This window comes from Paenibacillus xylanilyticus (genome assembly GCF_013359935.1).
Lineage (GTDB): Bacteria > Bacillota > Bacilli > Paenibacillales > Paenibacillaceae > Paenibacillus > Paenibacillus xylanilyticus.
This window is the reverse complement of sequence record NZ_JABMCB010000198.1, coordinates 1-22119: the sequence shown is the minus strand read 5'-3', so window position 1 is coordinate 22119 and position 22119 is coordinate 1. Positions and strand designations below refer to the sequence as shown.

The following is a 22119-nucleotide window of genomic DNA, read 5'->3' as shown; positions in this document are numbered from 1 at the left end:
CTTACAAGATGATGGCAATCAAACCGCCTGAGCCTTCGTTAATGATTCGTCCCAGCGTCTCCTGCAATTTGTACCGTGCATTATCCGGCATCATGGCAATTTTGCCCTGAATGCCTTCCCTCACGATGGAATGCAGTGAGCGACCAAACATATCTGAATCCCATACCTTGATCGGATCGTTCTCGAAGTCCTGCATCAGATACCTCACCAGTTCCTCACTTTGCTTCTCCGTTCCGATAATCGGTGCGAACTCGGACTCGACATCGACACGGATCATATGAATGGAAGGAGCGGTTGCTTTCAGGCGTACGCCGAATTTGGTACCCTGGCGAATGAGCTCCGGTTCATCCAGTGCCATTTCGGCAAGAGACGGAGCTGCTATTCCGTAACCGGTCGTTTTGACCATCTCCAGGGCCTCAGCGAAGCGATCGTATTCCCGCTTGGCATGGGAGAATTCCTGCATCAATTGCAGCAGATGATCCTTGCCTCTGATCTCAATACCGACCACTTCCACGAGGATCTGATCGTATAATTCATCAGGAGCATACAGATCAATTTCTGCCACACCTTGACCCATATTCATACCACTGAGACCTGCGCGGTCGATGAACTCATACTCCATGAACTGGGAAACGACCCGGTCCACGTCACGCAGTCTTCGAATGTCCTTCACCGTGTCGCGCACGGAATTTTCGTAGTTGCTGCGGAGCCAGTGGGTTTCATTCAGCACCATCACCCAGCTCGGCAGATTCACATTCACTTCATGTACAGGGAACTCATACAGCACTTCACGAAGTACACCAGTTACATCATCTTCTGTCATTGTGGCTGCGCTTAATGTCATGACCGGAATGTCATATTTAGCTGCCAGTTCACTGCGCAATTGAAGAGCTTCTTCACTGCGAGGTCGGGTAGAGTTGATGATCAGTACGAACGGTTTGCCCACTTCTTTCAGCTCGGCAATGACCCGTTCTTCAGATTCCACATAGGAACTGCGGGCAATCTCAGCGATCGTACCATCTGTGGTCACCACAACTCCCAGTGTGGAATGCTCCTGGATGACTTTGCGTGTACCAATCTCGGCTGCTTCCTGGAATGGAATTGGCTCTTCAAACCAAGGTGTGGAAATCATGCGTGGTCCATTCTCATCCTCGTAACCCTTGGCACCTTCAACGGCATAGCCTACACAATCCACAAGGCGGACATTGACATCCAATCCCTCTGCAACCTTGATCTGAACCGCGTTATTCGGTACAAATTTCGGTTCCGTCGTCATGATCGTCTTGCCTGCCGCACTTTGTGGCAGTTCGTCTACAGCCCGCCCGCGGTCTGCCTCGTTTGTGATGTTCGGCAGAACGATCGTTTCCATGAAACGTTTAATAAATGTTGATTTCCCCGTCCGGACTGCGCCGACAACCCCGAGATAAATATCCCCTCCGGTCCGCTCGGCAATGTCCTTAAAAATGTCCACTTTCTCCAATGAAATCCCCTCCCTAAATTACTCCGAAGGAAAAATGCTAAAGAGCATCCGCTTCGTTTTTTCAATCAGAAGACTGAAATCCCTGCAACGGTAGAGCCGCCTTTGTGAGTGCCCGGAAGTCGTCCGCCGCCGAACGTTGCATTCTGATGAAACCGGCGAAAGCGGCGTTAACTCGTACATGCAATTGGACTAGTATCATCTTATGTATCCGTATGCAGCAATATGACGCGTTTTTTTGTTTTTTTCTCCAGGTCATAGCCTTTAGAAAAGCGCCCCGCTCTCGGACGGCGCGTCATTATTTCAATCTACTTTATGAGCAAAGGTAAGCTTTTATGCTGATTTCATTCCGTTTGAATTTGGAGTACCGGACAAGTCGAGCAAAAGGTATAACGGTGTTTCGAAACACCGTGCAATAAGTAGGGCATTCGTGGCTTTCCCGACGATGAACTGTAGTTGAACTACAACTTTCAGGTCTGAAGTGTTAGACGTCACCGTTTTTCTATTGAATTTGTGAGTATACTTACAACAAAAAGAGATATCCCCTATGCGGAATATCTCTTTCTTTGGCTCAGTTCATCTAAGGATCAACTTGTGCCACCGGGGCATTATTTTGCCATGTATAAGGTACTGATTTTACAGGAACGAAATGGGAGTGCTCCAGCAGAAACTCGCGCACATCATCCGCCTCCGCCGGAGATCGATCTGACTTCTCCACCGCCTGCATGATATCAAATGCATAGTCGACATACACATTTCCTGCATCGTCCATCATAAACGGTAACTCCTGACCAGAATATACACTCTTAAGGGTCACCATGGGAGCACCTGCCTGAGCAGCTTGTTTCATATCTACGGCATATAGACCTGTATACAATTCCTCCCCGGCGGGCAGCTTGCCGTTATGTACGGTTTTATACTGATTGATCATGCGCTGAACATCATTTACCTTTTGTACTGTTTGCAAATCCATCACTTTTACAGTGGGCGCTGTCTCTTCATTTTGAATCAGGAAGTAAGCGCTACCACCACTCTCAAAAGCAGTGCCTGGAATTTCATCCAAATAACCTTGCTGTTTCAGCTTCTGCAGATCCACTCTGAACTTTTCATATTTTGGTGTGTCCATATCCGCATTAATCATGGGTAAAATACCCTGATCCTTCTGAAAAGCCTCTACAGCGCTCTGCACCCGGTTCACGCTCTCCCGGTAGGCTATTTTTGGATCGTCACTACTCTGGGTTGGATACATGCAACCACTCACTGTAAGAGTAAGCATAAGGAACAACAGGAGACAGCCGCTTCGCATAATGCTATGCCTCCATCTTTTTGAGTCCTTTTCCACATTTATGTTCATCCGCATCCTCCTTGAATGTGAAGAGTCCAATGTAGACTCCCGTCTAGGTTAGCTCAATTCAGGTTAGTTTCAGAACCAATCGTCATTCTCTTGCTGTTGGAGCTCCAGCTGTTTTCGGATTGCAGCCTTTAGCGGGTCTTCCGGAACATGTACAGATACTGCTCCTCGTACCTTGGCCTGACAGGCAAGACGAGTTCCCGCGTCGAGCAGGGAACCCAATTTTCTTCTTTCAGCATCGGTAGGAGGGTCCAAAGCCTGAAGTTGATCTGCATCCACTTTGACCTTGCACATGAGGCAAGCGGCTTTGCCATCACACCGAGTGGGGATTTTCACCCCTGCACGGCGTGCGGCATTCAACAGATTTCCTCCTGCCTTAAGGTGGATGCTTTTATTTTGCGGTAAAAATGTAATCGTGTGCTCCATGCCCTTCCCCTCCTTCCTCGTACTAAGTCCATTTAAAGCCTACCAACTCTTCTACCTCTGCAGTGAATCGGCTTGTCCACACGTTATGCTCACCCAATAAATTCATTACGGGCTGATGAGCATGTGGATGCTTCCGAATGACGTTGGCAATAGGCTCATAACGATCAGCTCGACCTCTTAGCAGATTAAAAAGAAGCTCATGAGCAAGCGGCATCAATCGTAACGTGTAGGACCCTATTTGAGCTTGAGGTGCATGGTGAGCCAGGATCTGTTCAATCTCAATCCGGTACCAACTCTTTTGAGACCACACTTCAAAACCGCCCACGAGTTCAAGCGCACACTCCCCCACCTGATAATGACTCAGTAAAGAAGCATACGGCCCCGTTCGATCCACTACAGGTTCATCCAGCATGGTACCTGGGGCAGAATGGTGCAGCCTTTTTGCTGCAGCAAGGTCAGCGTACACATCGATATCCCTGGGAGCCTGCGGCAACTCGACCTGCTGCAGCAGCAATCCGCAGCTTCCCCCAAGCAGCCAAGTATAAGGCTCTCCATTCCAGGCTTTTGCCGTTTCCAGCAGCGCAGCGCTCAATTTTGGATAGCGTCCTGTAAGGTCCTCCGTTTCCTGCGGCCCCATCGGCTCACCTTCCCTTCATCCGTTTTCATTGTGTCAGTTCTTACGATGTGCTATGCGGATGTCATGCTTCAGGCAAAAAAAAGATCAAGTCAGCGATGCTATTCCGCCGAAAAAACCAATGAGCATAATCAGAAACGCGATTAATGATAAAATCCCCCTTACAATGCCCTTGGTTTTGGCCCTCGCAAAGGTAATCAGGAATACAGACAGTCCCATAATAAGAATCGCAACCAATGATAGCCACATCTTGTCCATTGCGCTCATAATCCAGCAGTCTCCCCTTCAATCCGTTATTCATCCCTGACACGGTGACAATTGAAATTATTATAACACGAAATTCAGCGCACTTTTCCAAAAAAAAGACAAAAAGAAAGCCAGCTAAAGCTGACTCGTCTTTTTGTCTTGCTCGCTCACTTGCAGATGCAGGAACGATCTATTATTTTTTCATCATCATTTTCATTAATGATTCCATACTGTTTGGATTCAGCCCACTCTTTTTGACCGCACTTACAATATCCTGAACCGTATCTTCAGATACCGGAACCTTAGCCATGGCGGATACTTGCTTGATCAATTGGCGCAACTGAGCTTCATTCTGCATGGTGGACGGTTTTACAGTACTCGCCAATTTCTTGACGGCACCTTCCGTTATCGTTTTACCTGTTTTTTTGTTGATCGCTTTCAGTGCATCCTTGGAAATGTTGTTACCCATTCGTCTCCCCTCCTCCGGCAATACTCATGTGTATAGTATGAGTCGGCCGGAGAAAAGGTGAATAAGCTTCTTCATTACCAGTGAGCTGAGCAATGTGCAATCAGGAATGCCACTGCTCCCACGTTTCAAGTTTCATGACTTCCATTTCGGTCTTGGGATCCCGCCCCATGAGAGCCTCTACAGCGTCACGTGGCTCACGATCCTGAAAGAGGACATGGTACAGTTGATCGGCAATCGGCATCTGTACCCCGTATTTCTGGGAGATAAAGTAGGCTGCTTTCGTCGTACGAATTCCCTCTACTACCATTCCCATGGAATTCAGAACATCCTCGAGCTTTTGTCCCTGGCCAAGCATGGAACCAGCACGCCAGTTACGGCTATGTTGACTCGTAGCGGTAACGACCAAATCACCAATTCCCGCCAGACCGGCAAACGTAAGCGGGTTCGCTCCCATTTCCACACCAATCCGTGTGATTTCAGCAAGTCCGCGAGTCAACAGGGCTGCTTTTGCATTATCACCGAAGTCAAGGCCATCAGACATCCCTGCACCAAGCGCGATAATATTTTTAAAAGCACCTGCCAGCTCTACACCAAGCATATCCCGATTCGTATACACACGGAAATAGGCATTCATAAACAAAGCTTGCGCAGCATCCGCTGCCGCTTTGTCCAGTGAGGCCACAACTACAGTTGTAGGGCAACGTTTTACCACTTCTTCAGCATGACTCGGACCGGAAAGGACCACAATGTGCCCTTCATCGCATTCGAGCTCTTCGGAAATAACTGTAGACATGCGTTTGAGACTTTCCGTTTCAAATCCTTTGGTCGCATGAATGATTAACATTTCAGGCGTGTAGTATGACTTCAGTTGATTGGCTACCGATCTCATGGCCGAAGAAGGTGCAACAATTAGTACCGCTGAAGCACCCTGAACCGCATTCCCCATGTCTGTCGTTGCCTGAATGCGATCTGATAGTTCTGCACCAGGAAGAAAACGGCTGTTTTTATGGTCGTTGTTAATTTCGGCGGCCTGCTCCTCACCACGTGTCCACATCGTCACATCCAGACCATTGGCGGCCAGTACACTGGCCAAAGCGGTCCCCCAACTGCCTGCGACCAGGACGGCAACTTTTTTAGACAACGCGTTTTCCACCCCCAGTTTTTTTGGCTCCTAATTTATTTTCCTGTCCTCTGGCAAGCTTCGCAATATTGGTGCGATGTCTCCAAAATGCAAACAGACAAATAATCAGACTTCCCCAGAATAAATTCATGGAATATCCGGGAAACACTAGGATGAAGATTGGTGTCAAGGCTACGAAAATAAGGGAACCCAGTGATACGTAACGAGTCAAAACGATAGACAGGATTGCAATAACGCCAGCGGATAAAGCTGGGACAATTGCAAGAGTAGCGAGTACGCCAATTGCTGTTGCAATTCCTTTTCCTCCACGGAATCGGAAGTAGAGCGGCCAGTTATGTCCTGCAATCGCTGCTATACCACAAATGGCAGGAATCCACTCTGAACCGTTACTGAACCATACTCCAATCCATACAGCTGCAATACCTTTAAGGACATCCAACAGCAGAACAAGAATCGCAGGCCCTTTACCCAAAATCCGCAATGTATTGGTAGCCCCTGCATTTCCGCTCCCATGTTGACGAATGTCGATCCCCCGTATTGCCTTTGCAAGGAGGACACTAAAGCTGATTGAACCAAGCAGATAGCTCAGAACAATCGCTGCGATTGGTAAAATCACAAACTTCTCCCCTAACCTTCGTCGGACTTCCTCCGAGTAAATATGCGAATTGGCGTACCTTCGAAATCAAACGCTCCACGGATTTTATTCTCCAGATAACGTTCGTAAGAGAAGTGCATCAATTCTGGATCGTTCACAAAAATAACCATGGTCGGTGGTTTTACGGCTACCTGTGTCACATAGTTGATACGCATTCTACGTCCTTTGTCCGTAGGCGGCGGATTAATTGCAACAGCATCAGATACAACATCATTAAGCAAATGTGTCTGAACGCGCATGGCATGCTGCTGCGCAACTCGCGTTACCACAGGAAGCAATTTTTGTAAGCGTTGTTTTGTCTTGGCTGACAAAAAGACTACAGGAGCATAAGTCATAAACAGGAAATGATCCCGAATTTTCTTCTCAAACTCGTTCATCGTTTTATCCGTTTTATCCACAACGTCCCATTTGTTCACTACGAACAGGGAAGCTTTACCGGCTTCAAATGCATAACCTGCAATATGCTTGTCCTGCTCAATGATGCCTTCTTCACCGTTAATGACAACCAGAACGACATCCGCACGTTCAATCGCTCGCATGGCACGCATAACGCTGTATTTTTCGGTAGTTTCATACACTTTACCGCGTTTACGCATACCTGCTGTATCAATCAGCACGTAACGTTGTCCGTCTTTTTCAAACGGGGTATCGATGGCGTCACGTGTTGTGCCGGCTACATCACTGACGATAACACGTTCCTCACCCAAGATGGCGTTCACGAGTGAAGATTTACCAACATTCGGTCGTCCGATCAGAGCAACACGAATCACATCATCATCGTATGTCTCTTCTTCAAGTTCAGGCAGTTTCTCAACGATTGCATCCAGCAGATCGCCTACACCTGTACCATGACTTCCGGATACACCGATAGGATCGCCAAATCCAAATCCATAAAACTCGTAAATGAGCTCACTACGCCCAATATTATCCACTTTGTTAACGGCTACAACAATGGGCTTGCCTGAGCGGTACAACATCTCTGCGACTTCTTCATCAGATTGTGTAATCCCTGCTTTTGCATCACACATGAATACAATAACATCCGCTTCTTCAATGGCGAGCTCTGCCTGCATCCGGATTGATTTAAGAATGACGTCCTCGCCGTCGATTTCGATACCACCTGTATCGATAATACTGAATGGTTTGCCGTTCCATTCACCGATTCCATAGATCCGGTCACGGGTAATGCCCGGCTTGTCTTCCACAATGGCCAGTCTGTCGCCGATAATCCGATTGAAAATAGTGGATTTACCCACGTTCGGTCGCCCGACAATTGCCACAACGGGTCTTGCCATACATTCCACTCCTCCTGTCCATACTTACGTTACTCATCATAGCAAAAAACACATGTCTTGGCTAACGTTTCATGCCAAGAATGCTCACAATAACAACAATCGGCGAACCCGCCTGGGGCTCGCCGATCTTGCTTTTATTGTTCAGCAAAATATGCAGTATATAACTAAGAACCATGCATGAATAACTTATTTGAATTTGCTGAGTTTGTCACCGAAACGTTCTCCAAGTGTGATACTCATACCTTGATTGCTCAAGGAAACGTTCGGGTTGTTAATTTCTTCACGCGGAGCGTTGCTTCTAGCAGGTCTTTCAGCTTTTGGCGCTTGGGCTGGAGCTTCTTCTGTTTCCTTGATGCTCAGGCTTACACGTTGTTCAGCAGGGTTCATGTCGAGAATCTTAACTTGAACTTCCTGACCTTCTTTCAACACTTCGTGTGGAGTGCCGATGTGTTTGTGGGAAATTTGCGAGATATGCACAAGTCCCTCAACACCAGGAGCGATTTCAACAAATGCACCGAAATCAACCAGACGTTTAACAACACCTGTTACGATATCGCTAGTGTTGAATTTCTCGCCAGCTGTTTCCCAAGGTCCTGGTTGAACAGCTTTCATGCTCAGGCTGATTTTACCTTTTTCAGGGTCAACTTTCAGCACTTTCACACTAACTTTGTCGCCTTCGGAAAGAACGTCAGATGGTTTGTCCACATGAGTCCAAGCAAGCTCGGATACGTGAACCAGACCGTCAACTCCGCCCACATCAACGAATGCACCAAATTGAGTCAAACGTTGAACAGTACCTTCGATGACTTGACCTTCTTGCAGACCAGCCATAACCTCAGCTTTGTTTGCTTCGAATTCTTGCTCCAGTACGTCTTTTTGGGAAAGGATCACTTTGTTGTTCTCACGATCGATCTCTTTCACTTTTACGCGCAGTGTGCGTCCTTTATAGTCGCTGAAATCTTCAACGAAATGGCGCTCAACCATGGAAGCCGGGATGAATCCGCGTACGCCCACGTCTGCTACCAGACCGCCTTTGACTACGTCAGCTACAACAACTTCGAACACGTCTTGGTCTTCAAAATGCTTTTGCAATTGATCCCAAGCGTTTTCGCTGTCGATCGCACGTTTGGACAGAACGAGTTTTTCTTTCTCGTCGTCGATGCTAAGTACTTTAGCTTCAACTTCTTGTCCTACTTCAACTGCATCAGACGCGCTGTCTACATGCAAAGAGGACAGTTCGCGAATTGGAATTACACCGTCATATTTATATCCAATGCTCACATAGGCTTGGTTATCTTCCAATTTGACGATGGTTCCTTTTACGGTATCTCCTTTTTTCAAGGAAACGAATTGATCCAACTCATCTTGGGTTGCTTCTTGATTTTTCATTTCTTCCGACATGTCAAATACCCTCCTCAATTCAAAAACCCCATTATATTCAAACCTGCCTGTAGCAGAGTTCAAAACACTTTCATCGCTGAATGGCATGGATTAGTTTCCCTCAAAAAAATGGAAACATGCATTCAGAATCTGGGCGAAAAACAATTACTTGCTCGGTACGCCCGTTTTCACCATTTCATTAATCTTGGACATAATCTTTTCAGTCGCTCTTTCCAATGCATCTCCGGAAGGATCTTCCTTAAACTCGTCCAAGTTCACCGGTGCTCCATACACAACTTTCATCTTACGAAAAAGCTTGTAGTTGCCGATAATAGCAGTAGGGATAACGGTGGCACCACTCCGAAGAGCGAAGCTCGCTGCACCTTTTTTGCCGATGCCTCCATCATTGTGCCGGCTCCCGGACGGGAAAATGCCAAGCACTTCACCATTACGCAAAATGTTCAGTGAAGTTTTGATGGATTCCTTGCTAACGCCTCCACGTTTAACGGGAAACGCGCCTACTGCCTTAATGATTTTGCCGAGTACCGGAACATCAAACAATTCACTTTTGGCCATGAAGCGTACCTGACGGCGAATTTTAATACCTACCGTTGGAGGATCAAAGTTACTAATATGATTGGAACATAAAAGTACGCCGCCTTCTTGCGGGATGTTCTCCCGGCCAACTGCTTCCAGGCGGAAAAGAATGGTGTAAATGATCCGCAGTACTGTGCTGCAAAATGTGTAAATCATAGACCAACCTCTCCTCTGACCATTGTGCAATAAGATACGATTTTGTCAACCACTTCATGAATGCTCATATTGGTTGTATCAAGAACAGTTGCGTCCTCAGCACAGCGAAGTGGGGATATTTCCCGCTCTTCATCCAATTTGTCACGCGTGGCGATGTCTCGCTCTAGTTGCTTCAACGTCAGTCCTTCAGAGGGGTCCAGTTCTTTGAAGCGGCGAAGTGCACGCTCTTCCACACTGGCAGTCATGAAGATTTTCACTTCCGCATCGGGCAATACTGTCGTTCCGATATCGCGTCCATCCATGACGACGCCCTTGCGCAAAGCCATTTGCCGCTGAGTATCCACTAATTGCGAACGCAGCCCCTCGATTTGCGCATATCGGGACACGATCCCCGTAACTTCACGGGAGCGGATTTCCGAGGTTACATCTTCCCCGTTACAGAACACTTTCTGTCCGCCCGGGTCCGGTTGTAAATCAATGACCAGTTTGTGGGCTTCTTGAAGTACCTCTGTTACATTATCCGGCGAAATCCCTTTCCGAATCATGTGCAGGGTTACCGCACGGTACATTGCGCCAGTATCGACGTAAATATACTCGAGCGCCTCTGCAACCAATCGGGCCACCGTGCTTTTCCCGGCACCAGCAGGTCCGTCAATTGCAACGTTCATCTTCCCGTTCTCTGATGTGTTCTGGCTTGCCAACGGGGCATTCCTCCTCAAACGATAAGCCTCAATAAAAAAACAGGCATTGCCTGCATCGTGAAAATTATACCACACTCTACACATGGATGCAAAAACAGCCAAATCAGCGTTGTTCCCTTTCCGTTGAAGACTCTGGCTGAATCGGTGTTCCTTCCATTCGGTCAATGTAGGTCACATTTTTTTTGAAATAGGGAACCTGGAGCAGAATTTGATACACCACCAACAGCAAGATCAAGACAGAGATGAGTTTGAGGAGCTTTCTCTCCATCCGTACTGATAAGACATAGTAGAGACGATCATATCTTCGGGATAAATGGCGGTGATTCATCACAAGTACCTCCGTTTTTCCCATTACGTTTCCCGGCAAATTTCCTTTTTATTCAAAATAGGGACACTTATTTTGTACGATAGTCCAGCTGCCGTTCAAAGCAGAACTTGATAATTTTTTGACGTTCCGAATCGGTAATCTGTACAAACTTCAACATGCATATCTGCCTGCCCGACTCCAGTTTCTGGATGCGAACGACTTCAGCCTCGAAAGCCACATGTTCGATGGTGGAATTTCGATAGGGAATGAGCAGCCAGCAATTCAACTTTTGCCCCTCCGCGACCGTTAATTTTGGTTCCCCGTAAATGGACAATCCCCCACCGCCGATATCTTCAGTCATTGCCACGGCACGGGTCAGATCCTCTGCTTGAATGGCTAATTCAAGGTTTGCATGAACACGCAGGAAGCTGCGTCGCTGTATTTTAGAAATATCGTCAGGAAGCGGTTTTCGAATGCGTACAAGTCTTACAACGTCTTCCTCGAATCCGGTCACGTACGTATTGAAATAATGTCTGACTCCATCGTCAGTCATATAATAAATGGACAGTTCTTCTCCAAAATACAATCTTTTTAAACGACTGCTCCCCTGCAGCATGGGGACTTCAATCAAGAAACTGTGTTCATCCAAGTCCGCAATACGGGATTTGTATTCCTTGCTCTCTTCTTTCTCATCTGCTGAGGCAATCTGTATGTGCAAAATTTCATTAATTTTCGGATACAAGTTCTTCACCGCCACCTTAGCTATTAATCATCGTATGTACAGGGACTATTATACCATGACCTTTCTCATAGCGGATAACAAAAAAAACAGACCACAACGTGGTCTGTTCCGCGGAAATACGATGCAAACTGCCTTGGCTTGATGTTACGAAGTCGCATTCACTGGTTTGATTTCCTCAACGGCTTCCTCGACGCCTGTATCCGCATTGATGTAAATTCGGTATTTCGTACCATTGATGCGTCCACCGAATTCATAACACAGCACTTCCTTGCTGTAATCATTCTCAATCAGCGATTTACGGGCATAGTTCTCTTCGAATTCGGGATTTAGCTTTTTGCGAGCCTGAGCTTCAGTAAGAGCTGCTTTCGGAATCTTCCGCTGTTTTTGATGCTCATAAACGTAGTCACTCGCCTGAAAACCTGTAACATCTCCTGTGTCAAGCCCAACTCGAACGGTCATTTTTTCAGGATAGATCAGGGTGTCTCCTTGTTTGCGCACATACGTCAGGTTACCCAAATTACCGTACTCGTCGTAGTTTACCGCCTTCATATCCTTGTAGCCTTTATTGACAAGGAATTGATCAGCCTTGGCCATAGCTTCTTGACGCGAAACCTTTTTCGTTCCGATTGGACGTGTATCGCTGTAGGAAATCAACATTCCCCCATTGCGTGTAAAATCCATCATCAATTTGCTGTCTTTGGCTTGATTAATTGTCGCAGTATAAGACTCCCAGTCTGTGCCCTTACCATTCTCCTGCACTTGAATCTTGTTGCTGTCTGCATTCGAGAATTTCGCAGCTTTGCTCTGAATCTGCTCTTTTGTCATTGGGATTCCATCGAGCTTTTTGACTGAACGTTTTGCATAAATGTTGGATACTGAAGGACCCCAGTCGAGCTCAGGGTACTCCTGTACCTTTTTGTTCACAGTGCGAAACCCATCGACAATGGTGTTATCCATCGTTTCTTCTTCAGTCGCCATAGCCGTTTCGGCATCCATCCAGCGCAAGCGGTCTGAAAGCACTTTTTGCTGAACGTCCTGAAGATTTTTCGTGATCTCCGAGGAGTTCTGGTACAGCTTTTTCAGGTTGCCCATCTCTTTCTCACTGAGTGGTTCGTTGGTCAAATCACGCATGGATGCCTGATAAGCGAAGTTTGAAATTCGGGAAAGAAAATCCTCTGTTTCATTGAAAGGCAGCATGGTGAGAGGCAGTTGGTTAATTTCATTTTGCGCTTCACTCGTGAGCCGCCACACATTCATCAGACCTTTACGATGCATTCCCTGGGAAGTGGAGTTCACTGCCAGTGTATTGCCGATTTCGGAATGCAATTTGTCCATGTGAAAAGACAGGTCATGAAAGGCACGTTGGTACTGATTCTCCGCTTTGATCAAAATCGCATTTTTCTCCTGGTTCTCTTGGTATCCCCAAACAAGGGCACCGATCAGCAGTACTGCAAATATCGGAAACATGACTGAACTTAAACGTTTATACATCGGTAGAGTCTCCTTTCATCTAAACCACTATCTATATTGTGGATCGAAGAAAGTCCTCTTATGCATCGGTTTTCCAGCCGGCACAATGTTTGACTCTTCACGTAGCTATTAGTTCATCTGAATCCAGGACGTAACGCCGTCTTCCTCAATCTCAAATTGATCCCGATTATCGCACAGGCACTGCTTAAACCCGGTCTCAATCCGACCTCTTTCTTTTTTACCACGCAGCGTAAAACGCTCTCCGCACTGTTTGCATCTGATTTTAATTTTAATTCTCATTACGCTGTCCCCGTTTCTGTTGGTCATTCCCCAGGGATTTTTATTCCAGAACAAAAAAAACACACCGGGGCATCAGGCGCAGTATGCGCTCCATGTCCACCAGTGTGTCCGTATTTCTATAATTTAATCTCTTCCTCCCGTTTCACAAATCGAAAAGGAGAGCGGTTGTTAGCCCGCGTAATTTTGCCTATGGCTCCATACCACAAGCCCGCCATTAGCGGAGCAATGAACCACAGCCAGTAGTTTGCCATGGTGTTCATGATGACATCGTACAGCGCATGCCAGAAAAACGGAAGCACTAAGGACATCATAAGAAACCATCGTTTCTTCCTGCCATCCGTAAATTTGGCCCGCCCCATGTAATACCCCATAATTACGGCAAACATGGCGTGTCCTGACACAGGGAGCAATGCACGGACAAACATGGCTGAGACGGATGCATTCCCCGCAAAGGCATACAAAACATTCTCTACCGTGGCAAACCCAAGTGAAACGGCAACTGCATAGAGTATACCGTCATAGGGCTCATCAAACTCCGTGTGATTATAAATGATATGATATAACACAAACCATTTAATGAATTCCTCAACCCCACCAGAGATGAGAATAGATTCAACATAGGGATTATCTCCGAGCCATATCATCATACCTCGCTGGATGATCATCACAGGCAACACCATCAGAATACCCATGACAAACACTCTCAACACCATGTGAAGCGGCTCGGAATCATAACGATCTTTCAGATAAAAATATGTTAACAAGGCGAGACCCGGAGCTACTGCTGCCGCTAAAACCGAAAACAAAAGCACCGAAATTCCCTCCTCTGGCTAAGACGCGTTTACATCTGAACTTAATCCTGACGTTTGAAGTGGGTGCAGATCACATCAATTGCCTGTTCAGGAATAATAACCTTACCGTACTCTTCCATAACCGCAGGCGTAACCGAAGAACCTTCACCAAATTCAGCAAGCAGCGCTATTAACGCAGCGTGTTTGGTGGAATCGACCTCATCCGGCTCCAGATGCAGGAACCATTTGTCTTTGTAGGAATAAAGTCTTCCGGCATTTGTCACGTGTTGACGCAGCATATGTGCAGCCTCGATTAATACTTCGAAATCCTTAAAGGCATATACGATGGAATCGCTTTGCTCTAACGTAACTTCCATCTCGTATACTTCTTCAGGCAGATCATCCTCATTGCCCGAACCATATTGTTGCGGATCATATTTCCCACGGGTAACAATGACAACCATTCCTTGAGCGGGAAGTGCGAATACTTCGACAGCAAGTGGACCTGTAGCATCGAACCCAAGTTCGGAATATGCCTGATCCATCATTTCAGTGAACAGTTCATGAACTTTAGGTATTTCCTGCCACATATCTTCTTTTTGTATTCCGCGCTCGCTCAGATCGTCAAAGGTCAGGAAAATCCGTATCTTATCGTGACTTAATCGTTCTATTTTCATACAGGATCTCCCCTTTATAAGCAAGTCTTATAACAGATTATGAAGCACAAAACAATATGTGCTGAAAATAAATCTATGTAGTTATGTTATCATTTTATACCTGCAAATGCACGAAGTAAAATCGACAAAAAAAGAATCAAGCCACATCATACAAGACTGTGGTTGATTCTATTCAGTAGTTTTGGTTTATAAACCCGGTACTGTTGTGTTTGTTTGAGTCAAAATCTGCTCAACTTCATGTTTAACATCAGGATTGGTGCGAATAAAATCTTTGAGCATGTTCATGTTCTCTTCTTTTTCCTGCGGGGTGATCGCTCTTGCCGTTTTCTTCACTGTACTTTTGTGGGATTCACCATGTTCATTATTCTTGGGGCTGAATCCATCCATGCCAGGAAACGTCATTTCCATCATCTTGTGCTTGGCCTGACCCATTACGTTGCCTGACGACAGAGAAGACAGCATGGGTATTTTGCCTTTGGACAGATATGAGCTGGCAGCAACGCCAACTACAATCCCCCAGAAAAAGGATGACGCCTTCATTACACCAACCTCCTCTTATGTTAAGATCACAACTAGTGTTTGCGGAAGCACGACATCTCATTCCGCATAAATACAGGAAAGTGAGTTGAATTTATGTTTAGAACTACTGCAGCAATCATTATTGCCGCGAGCCTACTGCTGTCTGCGTGTGGAGTGCAAGAAGATACTTCTGCTGAAAAAACAACTCCAGAAAATGAACCCGCCTCCACTGTACAAAGTGGTCTGAATGATTCCTCCGAGACAGCGGAGACTGATCAGCCCACAGCTCAAGACAACCCTGAACTTACAAAAGACAAGGAACCAACTGAGGATAAGCAAAAACAAAAAATTGCGAAAACGTATCATATGAATGAGAATTATTACATTAAGCCAAATGATGAACATGGTGAAAAGAAGGTTGTCTTGCTTACATTTGATGATGGTCCAAAGGAAAAAGAAATGATCAATGGATTAATCGATACGCTGGACAAACATAATGCCAAGGCCATATTTTTCGTCAATGGATATCGTGTCGAAAGTCACCCTGAGTTGTTAAAGATCATTCATGAGCGGGGTCAAATTATAGGGAATCACGCGTGGGACCATGAAGATCTCAAAAAAATGTCCACTACACAAGCCGTCAAGCAGGTAACGGATGTTCAAGACATCGTTAAAGATACCATTGGTGTCGAGCCGGAATTTTTCCGACCTCCCTTTGGTTCTGGCAATGACGCTCTGAAAGCTGCAGTTCAAAAAAACGGCATGTTATACATGACCTGGTCCAACGGTTCACTGGATTGGGACAAAAGCACAAAAAACAAACCGGAAAAAGTGATTCAAAATGTGCTTGACCAGTTGAATCCAGGGAGTAACATATTGATGCATGAGCTTCCCTGGACTGTAGACGCACTGGATGAATTGTTAACGAAATTGGATAAAAAGGGGTATTCGTTTGTAGACCCTCGTTCAATAGAACTTGAAGCTCGATAAGGCATAAAAAAACAGCCTCGATCAATCATGATCAAGGCTGTTTAGTTTTGCCGATTTTAAAGTAATCTTGTGCATTTCAGCCGGGCAACATAGTCTGAGCGGCAGGTGATTCGTTCCGTAACCTCTGCTGACCAGCAGTTTACCATCGGGAAGACCGTCACTCCGCTTGAAGGTATACCATCCGTGCGACACATCCCGGTATGCCTTATGAAGAAAAAGCGGTCCAAGGAATGGGATGACCAGTTGTCCCCCGTGTGTATGCCCACTTAAAACAAGATCGGCATATTCCTGAATGCGATTTGCCTGTAGCGGATCGTGAATTAACATAATCGTGCATTTATTTATGTCCTGATCCATAAGAAGCTTGCTAAGTTGACGGGACCGATAATCCATTCCGGCAAGATTGATGTTTGAATTCCCTTGATGCAGAGATACCACCTTGTCTTGCAGAAGTTCAACACCCGTTTCCTGAAAAATTCGAGTTAACTGAGCTGTTCCCGCCCTTTTATCATGATTTCCGTAAACCGCAAAAGTGGGAGCAATATCTGTCAACAGTTTCATATTGTGTCTAACGGTAGACCAGGATATCCCCTTTTCAGCGACGTCTCCACCTATCAGAACCCAATCCACCTGATCCATTAACGGTTCAAGGTCCCGCTGTCTAAGCTTTCTCTTATGAAGGTCTGATACAAACAAAATGGCACTTCCATCAAACGAATGGGGCAAACCGTTTACTTCCACCTCATCTTCAACTACCTGATGAAAATGCGCTTCACGCCACATATGAATCCCTAACATCACAATCAATAATAAAACAGCGCTGAACCAGAGCATCATCACCAAGGCCAAGGAAGGAAAGTGTTTGGGGGCGGAGCCCCTTGTATACCCCACCAAACGAGGCTGACCGTAAGAAGAACAAAAATAACAATTAGCGAGTTTACAAACCTTTTGCTTAAACGTAACCGCCGTGAAGGATGAAGCTCGGTTCGAGTGGGAAGTGAACCTGCTTCCGCGACAGTTTCATCCGTCGCTTTTTGCTGTGATTTGGAACGTGCTGGTGCACGACTGGGAAGCACTGGGCTTTCCAGGGTTGATGCGTATGACTTGCGCTGCGATCTTGGTACAGTTACCGTAGTCAACGCTGTACCTGCCCCTTCCACTGCAGCAGCCGGTTCAGCAACCAAGTTTACTTGGGATGCATTAGTCCGCTCGGTTGTCTCTGTTTTGTCCGAGTGTCGGTGACGCTGACTGCCATATGTCTTCATTCTACTTAATTGCTGGTTCATGATCCCCTCCGAAAACGTATCGCTAATCCGGACACCAAATCAATAACAAAATGACATAATATCGGCGCCCACAATGTGCCGGATTGCAAATAAATCCAACCCAATCCATAGCTTGAAACAAATACCCAACCTGTAGGAATCCAGTGGCGAAGATAGCGAATATGAATTACGGCAAACAAAATGCTGGTCCAGTAAGGTCCAATTGCATGCTGAATGGCTCCCCGGAACAACAATTCTTCGCAAATAGCGACAAGGGCTGCTATACACACGATATGCCAGATGGGACGAGACCTGAATAACATCTCGTTAATTCCCCCGTCATCCATACTCTCCTGAGGAATGACAAACGACAGGACCATGTCCATGACCAGCATAATGCCAGCAAGACCAAGCCCCCACCAGATAAAATGAACATTTTCAGGCCATGCGAGAACATCGAACAGATTACGTTTCTGAAGTAAAATCCATATAACTCCAACGATCAGAGTTAAACCCTGTGTAAAATATAGATTGATCAGAAGCAAGCGCTCGGTTAACTGCTGTGGTTCAGCCTTCTGAATTTTGAACTTGGAAAACTTTGATTTTTTCATCGCCTGCGTCTGTCCTCTTGATATATTTTTGATGGATAACCTACTTGGCTGTCCAATCGGATAGTATACTAAATGATAGCCAAAAAACCAAATTGGTTCAAGACCTGCCTCAAGTCCCGGTTTTCCAGCCATTGTTACCCGCATTTCGCGGGCTTCAACAGGATGTCTGGCATTGCGTTTCCAAACTTCGAAACCTCACTATTTTACGAATATGATTCATGTATTTCTCCAACAAAAGACAGACATATGGAAGAGTTTCACTCGATTCGAATTAAAACATTTATGCCTATTGACATGCTCATGTTAGCCATGATACATTATGAAAAAATTAGTCGCGTTAAACACGATGATGGAAAAAAGATGTTGCTTTGTTCTTACAGAGAGCCGATGGATGGTGTAAATCGGTGGCAGGCAATGAATCTTGAGCGTTCCTGAGTTATTGCATTGAAATTGGAGTAGGTGCAATCGGTTTAGAGCCGTTATCCTCTTCGGTCTTTATTGACCGTGAAGACTGTCGTTGCGAAGCGGCAGTGAATTAGGGTGGTACCACGACAACTCTCGTCCCTTATTGCGCAAGCAGTATGTGGATTGAGAGTTTTTTGATTTATTTTTAGGCGAATGACGTGGGAACACTCTATTATTACACCTCTACCCTCTGCTGCGACACCGCGTTGTTGGGCGGAAGGATGGACTTGGTTTTAAGGAACACCTCTATCTTGAGGTCAGACCTTGACGATATAGATACACATACTAAGGAGGAAGAAACCATGTACAAAGTGTTAGTATCGGACCCAATCAGTGATTTGGGTATCCAGCAGCTGGTGGATGCAAATGATGTTGTTGTTGAAAAGAATACCGGTCTTAGTGAAGATGAGCTCGTAGCTATCATTGGCGATTATGACGCCCTTCTCGTTCGAAGCCAGACTCGTGTTACAGATCGTATTATGACTGCCGGAACAAACCTTAAGGTCATTGGCCGTGCAGGAGTTGGGGTAGATAACATTGACCTGGAAGCTGCAACTCAGCGCGGTATCATCGTTATTAATGCACCTGATGGCAACACCATCACCACATGTGAGCATACATTTGCCATGATGATGGCGCTGGCACGTCACATTCCACAGGCATACGCCAAAACCATTCAAGGTACATGGGATCGTAAAACCTTCCTTGGTGTGGAGTTGAGAAACAAAACCCTTGGCGTGCTCGGCATGGGACGGATCGGAAGTGAGGTAGCCAAACGTGCCAAGGCATTTGGTATGGACATTTTGGCTTATGATCCATTCCTCACCCAAGAACGTGCTGACAAGCTTCAGGTTAAACTGGCCAGCGTGGATGATATCATTCGCAATGCCGACTTCATGACGGTACACACTCCATTGACACCAGAAACCCGCCACATGATCTCCCGTGCGCAATTTGAAGTCATGAAAAAAGGAATGCGCATTATCAACTGTGCTCGTGGTGGAGTGGTGGATGAAATGGCGCTTGTCGAAGCGATCGATGAGGGTATTGTTGCAGGTGCGGCATTTGACGTATTCGAAAGCGAGCCACCAGCACAGGATCACCCTTTCCTGAACCATCCGAGCATCATTGTTACGCCTCATCTTGGTGCATCCACAGTGGAAGCTCAGGAAAATGTGGCGATTGATGTATCAGAGCAAGTGCTTCACATTTTGCGGAATGAACCGTTCAAGAATGCGGTGAACATGCCCGCTGTTGCTCCAACCGTTATGAACAAATTGCAACCGTACTTCAAACTGGGTGAAACCCTGGGTAGCTTTGCAGCACAGATTACACAAAATGCAGTACAAGAGATTCGGATCGATTATGCAGGTGATCTTTCTGAGGTAGATACTTCACCTCTTACCCGTTACATTGTTAAGGGTATTCTCGCCAGACATCTGGGTGGGGAAGCCAATATCGTCAACTCCATGCATCTGGCCAAAACCCGTGATCTAAATGTGGTTGTAAGCCAAACATCCGCAACCAAAGGATTTACCAATCTCATTACAGTAACGTTGGTAACAACGCAGGATGCAGAGGAGCGCCGTGTCGCTGGTACATTGCTTGCAGGTTATGGAGAACGGATCGTTCGCCTGGACAAATTCCCGGTAGATATCGCCCCGGAGAGCCATCAAATCCTGATCTCCCATAATGATAAGCCAGGAATTATCGGGCGTGTAGGTACCCTGCTTGGACAAAATGATGTCAACATCGCATCCATGCAAGTGGGACGGAAAATTATTGGTGGTGCGGCGATCATGATTCTGACTGTGGACAAAGCCGTTCCGAAAGATGTTCTTGTCCAGCTCACTGCTCTGCCTGAGCTTAATACAGCTGTTGAAATTGTACTTGAATAGTTACTCATCTTGAAAAGATAGTCAAAAGAGACGATCCCAAAGGGTTCGTCTCTTTTTTTAAACTTAGCTTAATCGAATAATGTTTAGTGTTGCACCCGGAGGTGACAGCACAGCTGTTGCAACTAATCCAAACAATTGAAGCTGAATGGTCGATCCCGCCGGAACGGTTATTATAAAATCGGCCGCTAGCTGGCTAAGTGAAAGTAATGGTGAAATTACACTCGGTGGAACGACAGCTCCATTAAGCAATATGCGGGATTGAATGGCGAGCGCAGCTGTAAGATTTATTTTGTAGCTAATATAATAACGACCGGCCGTAGCAAGTGTGAACGTATTGTTGGCTCCATTTGCTGTAATACCTGTTCCTAAATTCTGATTTGTAGGGAGGGCTACCGATGTTCCACCCAAAATAACAAGAATGGTTCCATTAGTGTTCTCTGCATAAGCAGAAGTCTCAGTTAAAGAGGTTCCTGTCACGCCTGTTGCACCGGTACTTCCGGTTGTACCAACACCTGTGGCTCCCGTAACCCCCGTCTCGCCTGTTATGCCAGTTGCCCCTGTTGCACCTGAAACGCCTGTTGCTCCTGTAAGGCCTGTTGCTCCTGTAACCCCAGTACTTCCTGTCACACCTACTCCCGTGGCTCCGGTTAACCCCGTTTCTCCCGTTACGCCAGTTGTTCCTGTGACTCCCGTAACTCCGGTCGCTCCTGTAATCCCGGTACTTCCTGTCACACCTACTCCCGTGGCTCCGGTTAACCCCGTTTCTCCGGTCACGCCAGTTGTTCCTGTGTCTCCCGTAACTCCGGTCGCTCCAGTGACTCCGGTATTTCCTGTCACACCTACTCCCGTGGCTCCGGTCAATCCCGTTTCTCCGGTCACGCCAGTTGTTCCTGTGTCTCCCGTTATACCCGTACCACCCATCACGCCGGTAACTCCTGTTGCTCCTGCTCCTGCAAGCAACGTATAGTCAGGTGAGGTTCCCGGTGTTCCTGTCGGTGACGCAACATTGGCAATATACGTACTGCCGTTGAACGTAACCACCTGACCCGCTGAATACGTTGGTGCCACCGCCGGATCGAAAGGTACTATGCCACTCAAACCGATACCCGTTGCTCCCGTAATCCCTGCTATCCCTGTTGCTCCCGTTTCTCCTGTCCCACCCGTTATGCCGGTAATCCCAGTAACGCCTGTTGCTCCTGCACCTGCCAACAACGTATAGTCTGGTGACGTTCCCGGTGTTCCTGTCGGTGAAGCAACATTGGCAATATACGTACTACCGTTAAACGTAACAACCTGCCCAGCAAGGTACGTCGGTGCTACGGCCGGATCGAATGGCACTATGCCACTTAAACCGATACCCGTTGCCCCCGTGATCCCCGTTATTCCTGGCGCTCTCGTCGCAACCGTGACACGTGTATAAGCGGTAGTCCCAGTAACGCCTGTTGCTCCTGCACCTGCTAACAACGTATAGTCTGGGGACGTTCCTGGTATCCCAGTCGGAGATGCCACATTGGCAATATACGTGCTGCCATTAAACGTAACAACCTGACCGAAGG

General features: G+C 46.5%; 25 protein-coding genes and 1 other annotated feature. Of the genes, 2 read left to right on the top strand and 23 right to left on the bottom strand.

What is annotated here, in order from left to right; all coding sequences use genetic code 11:
• Position 1 precedes the first annotated feature (1 nt).
• The 19 genes from spoIVA to HP552_RS23495 form a co-directional block, all read right to left on the bottom strand.
• Positions 2-1480, bottom strand: coding sequence for a stage IV sporulation protein A (gene spoIVA / locus HP552_RS23585; RefSeq protein ID WP_175397840.1), 1479 nt, complete (start codon positions 1478-1480; stop codon positions 2-4).
• Positions 1481-2057: 577 nt separating this feature from the next.
• Positions 2058-2783, bottom strand: coding sequence for a YphF family lipoprotein (locus HP552_RS23580; protein WP_246311027.1), 726 nt, complete (start codon positions 2781-2783; stop codon positions 2058-2060).
• 117 nt (positions 2784-2900) lie between these two features.
• Positions 2901-3254, bottom strand: a complete 354-nt coding sequence (locus HP552_RS23575; RefSeq protein WP_175397838.1) for a 2Fe-2S iron-sulfur cluster-binding protein — start codon at positions 3252-3254, stop codon at positions 2901-2903.
• 22 nt (positions 3255-3276) lie between these two features.
• Positions 3277-3891, bottom strand: a complete 615-nt coding sequence (locus HP552_RS23570) for a hypothetical protein (protein ID WP_175397837.1) — start codon at positions 3889-3891, stop codon at positions 3277-3279.
• 84 nt (positions 3892-3975) lie between these two features.
• Entirely contained in the window at positions 3976-4155 is a 180-nt protein-coding gene (locus tag HP552_RS23565) for a DUF2768 family protein (RefSeq protein WP_017687688.1), read from the bottom strand.
• A 172-nt stretch (positions 4156-4327) separates the two neighbouring features.
• On the bottom strand, positions 4328-4603 hold the full coding sequence (locus tag HP552_RS23560; protein WP_056696692.1) for a stage VI sporulation protein F: 276 nt from the start codon (positions 4601-4603) through the stop codon (positions 4328-4330).
• Positions 4604-4703: 100 nt separating this feature from the next.
• On the bottom strand, positions 4704-5744 hold the full coding sequence (locus tag HP552_RS23555; RefSeq protein WP_175397836.1) for an NAD(P)H-dependent glycerol-3-phosphate dehydrogenase: 1041 nt from the start codon (positions 5742-5744) through the stop codon (positions 4704-4706).
• Positions 5737-6360, bottom strand: coding sequence for a glycerol-3-phosphate 1-O-acyltransferase PlsY (gene plsY / locus HP552_RS23550; RefSeq protein WP_175397835.1), 624 nt, complete (start codon positions 6358-6360; stop codon positions 5737-5739). Before plsY ends, HP552_RS23555 begins: the two co-directional genes overlap by 8 nt.
• Before the next feature lie 11 nt (positions 6361-6371).
• A complete protein-coding gene (gene der, locus HP552_RS23545; protein WP_175397834.1) occupies positions 6372-7694 on the bottom strand; it encodes a ribosome biogenesis GTPase Der in 1323 nt (440 codons plus the stop codon).
• Positions 7695-7880: 186 nt separating this feature from the next.
• A complete protein-coding gene (rpsA, locus tag HP552_RS23540) occupies positions 7881-9095 on the bottom strand; it encodes a 30S ribosomal protein S1 (protein ID WP_175397833.1) in 1215 nt (404 codons plus the stop codon).
• Positions 9096-9239: 144 nt separating this feature from the next.
• Positions 9240-9827, bottom strand: coding sequence for a lysophospholipid acyltransferase family protein (locus tag HP552_RS23535; protein ID WP_127540251.1), 588 nt, complete (start codon positions 9825-9827; stop codon positions 9240-9242).
• A complete protein-coding gene (gene cmk / locus HP552_RS23530; protein WP_175397832.1) occupies positions 9824-10528 on the bottom strand; it encodes a (d)CMP kinase in 705 nt (234 codons plus the stop codon). The genes HP552_RS23535 and cmk overlap by 4 nt, the downstream gene beginning before the upstream one ends.
• A gap of 103 nt (positions 10529-10631) precedes the next feature.
• Entirely contained in the window at positions 10632-10856 is a 225-nt protein-coding gene (locus HP552_RS23525) for a hypothetical protein (protein ID WP_175397831.1), read from the bottom strand.
• A gap of 67 nt (positions 10857-10923) precedes the next feature.
• Positions 10924-11577: a flagellar brake protein gene (locus tag HP552_RS23520; protein WP_175397830.1), complete on the bottom strand. Its 654-nt coding sequence runs from the start codon at positions 11575-11577 to the stop codon at positions 10924-10926.
• A 144-nt stretch (positions 11578-11721) separates the two neighbouring features.
• Positions 11722-13068 (bottom strand): germination protein YpeB, encoded by a 1347-nt coding sequence (gene ypeB / locus HP552_RS23515; protein WP_175397829.1) that lies wholly within the window; start codon positions 13066-13068, stop codon positions 11722-11724.
• Between the two features lie 108 nt (positions 13069-13176).
• The gene (locus HP552_RS23510) at positions 13177-13347 is read right to left on the bottom strand and encodes a hypothetical protein (RefSeq protein ID WP_175397828.1); all 171 of its coding nucleotides are present in this window, start codon (positions 13345-13347) and stop codon (positions 13177-13179) included.
• Positions 13348-13463: 116 nt separating this feature from the next.
• Positions 13464-14159 carry a glutamic-type intramembrane protease PrsW gene (prsW, locus tag HP552_RS23505; protein ID WP_175397827.1) on the bottom strand — a complete coding sequence of 232 codons (696 nt, stop codon included), beginning with the start codon at positions 14157-14159 and terminating at the stop codon, positions 13464-13466.
• A gap of 41 nt (positions 14160-14200) precedes the next feature.
• Complete coding sequence (locus HP552_RS23500) at positions 14201-14815, bottom strand: genetic competence negative regulator (RefSeq protein WP_175397826.1); 615 nt, start codon at positions 14813-14815, stop codon at positions 14201-14203.
• A 186-nt stretch (positions 14816-15001) separates the two neighbouring features.
• Positions 15002-15355, bottom strand: coding sequence for a hypothetical protein (locus HP552_RS23495; RefSeq protein ID WP_175397825.1), 354 nt, complete (start codon positions 15353-15355; stop codon positions 15002-15004).
• Positions 15356-15448: 93 nt separating this feature from the next.
• On the opposite strand from HP552_RS23495, the gene HP552_RS23490 reads away from it, so the two are divergent.
• A complete protein-coding gene (locus HP552_RS23490) occupies positions 15449-16324 on the top strand; it encodes a polysaccharide deacetylase family protein (protein WP_175397824.1) in 876 nt (291 codons plus the stop codon).
• Between the two features lie 21 nt (positions 16325-16345).
• On the opposite strand, the gene HP552_RS23485 is transcribed toward HP552_RS23490, so the two are convergent.
• Genes HP552_RS23485 through HP552_RS23475 form a run of 3 tightly spaced genes read right to left on the bottom strand, consistent with a single transcriptional unit; the run spans position 16346 to position 18200 of the window.
• Positions 16346-17107 (bottom strand): metallophosphoesterase, encoded by a 762-nt coding sequence (locus tag HP552_RS23485; protein WP_175397823.1) that lies wholly within the window; start codon positions 17105-17107, stop codon positions 16346-16348.
• A 53-nt stretch (positions 17108-17160) separates the two neighbouring features.
• Complete coding sequence (locus tag HP552_RS23480; protein ID WP_175397822.1) at positions 17161-17610, bottom strand: hypothetical protein; 450 nt, start codon at positions 17608-17610, stop codon at positions 17161-17163.
• Complete coding sequence (locus tag HP552_RS23475; RefSeq protein WP_175397821.1) at positions 17607-18200, bottom strand: type II CAAX endopeptidase family protein; 594 nt, start codon at positions 18198-18200, stop codon at positions 17607-17609. The genes HP552_RS23480 and HP552_RS23475 overlap by 4 nt, the downstream gene beginning before the upstream one ends.
• Positions 18201-18537: 337 nt before the next feature.
• Positions 18538-18769 (top strand) — a binding site (T-box leader).
• A gap of 198 nt (positions 18770-18967) precedes the next feature.
• Between HP552_RS23475 and serA the strand changes: the two genes are divergently transcribed.
• Entirely contained in the window at positions 18968-20563 is a 1596-nt protein-coding gene (gene serA, locus HP552_RS23470; protein ID WP_175397820.1) for a phosphoglycerate dehydrogenase, read from the top strand.
• 63 nt (positions 20564-20626) lie between these two features.
• On the opposite strand, the gene HP552_RS23465 is transcribed toward serA, so the two are convergent.
• The coding region (locus tag HP552_RS23465) for a BclA C-terminal domain-containing protein (protein ID WP_175397819.1) at positions 20627-22119 on the bottom strand (1493 nt) is incomplete at its 5' end.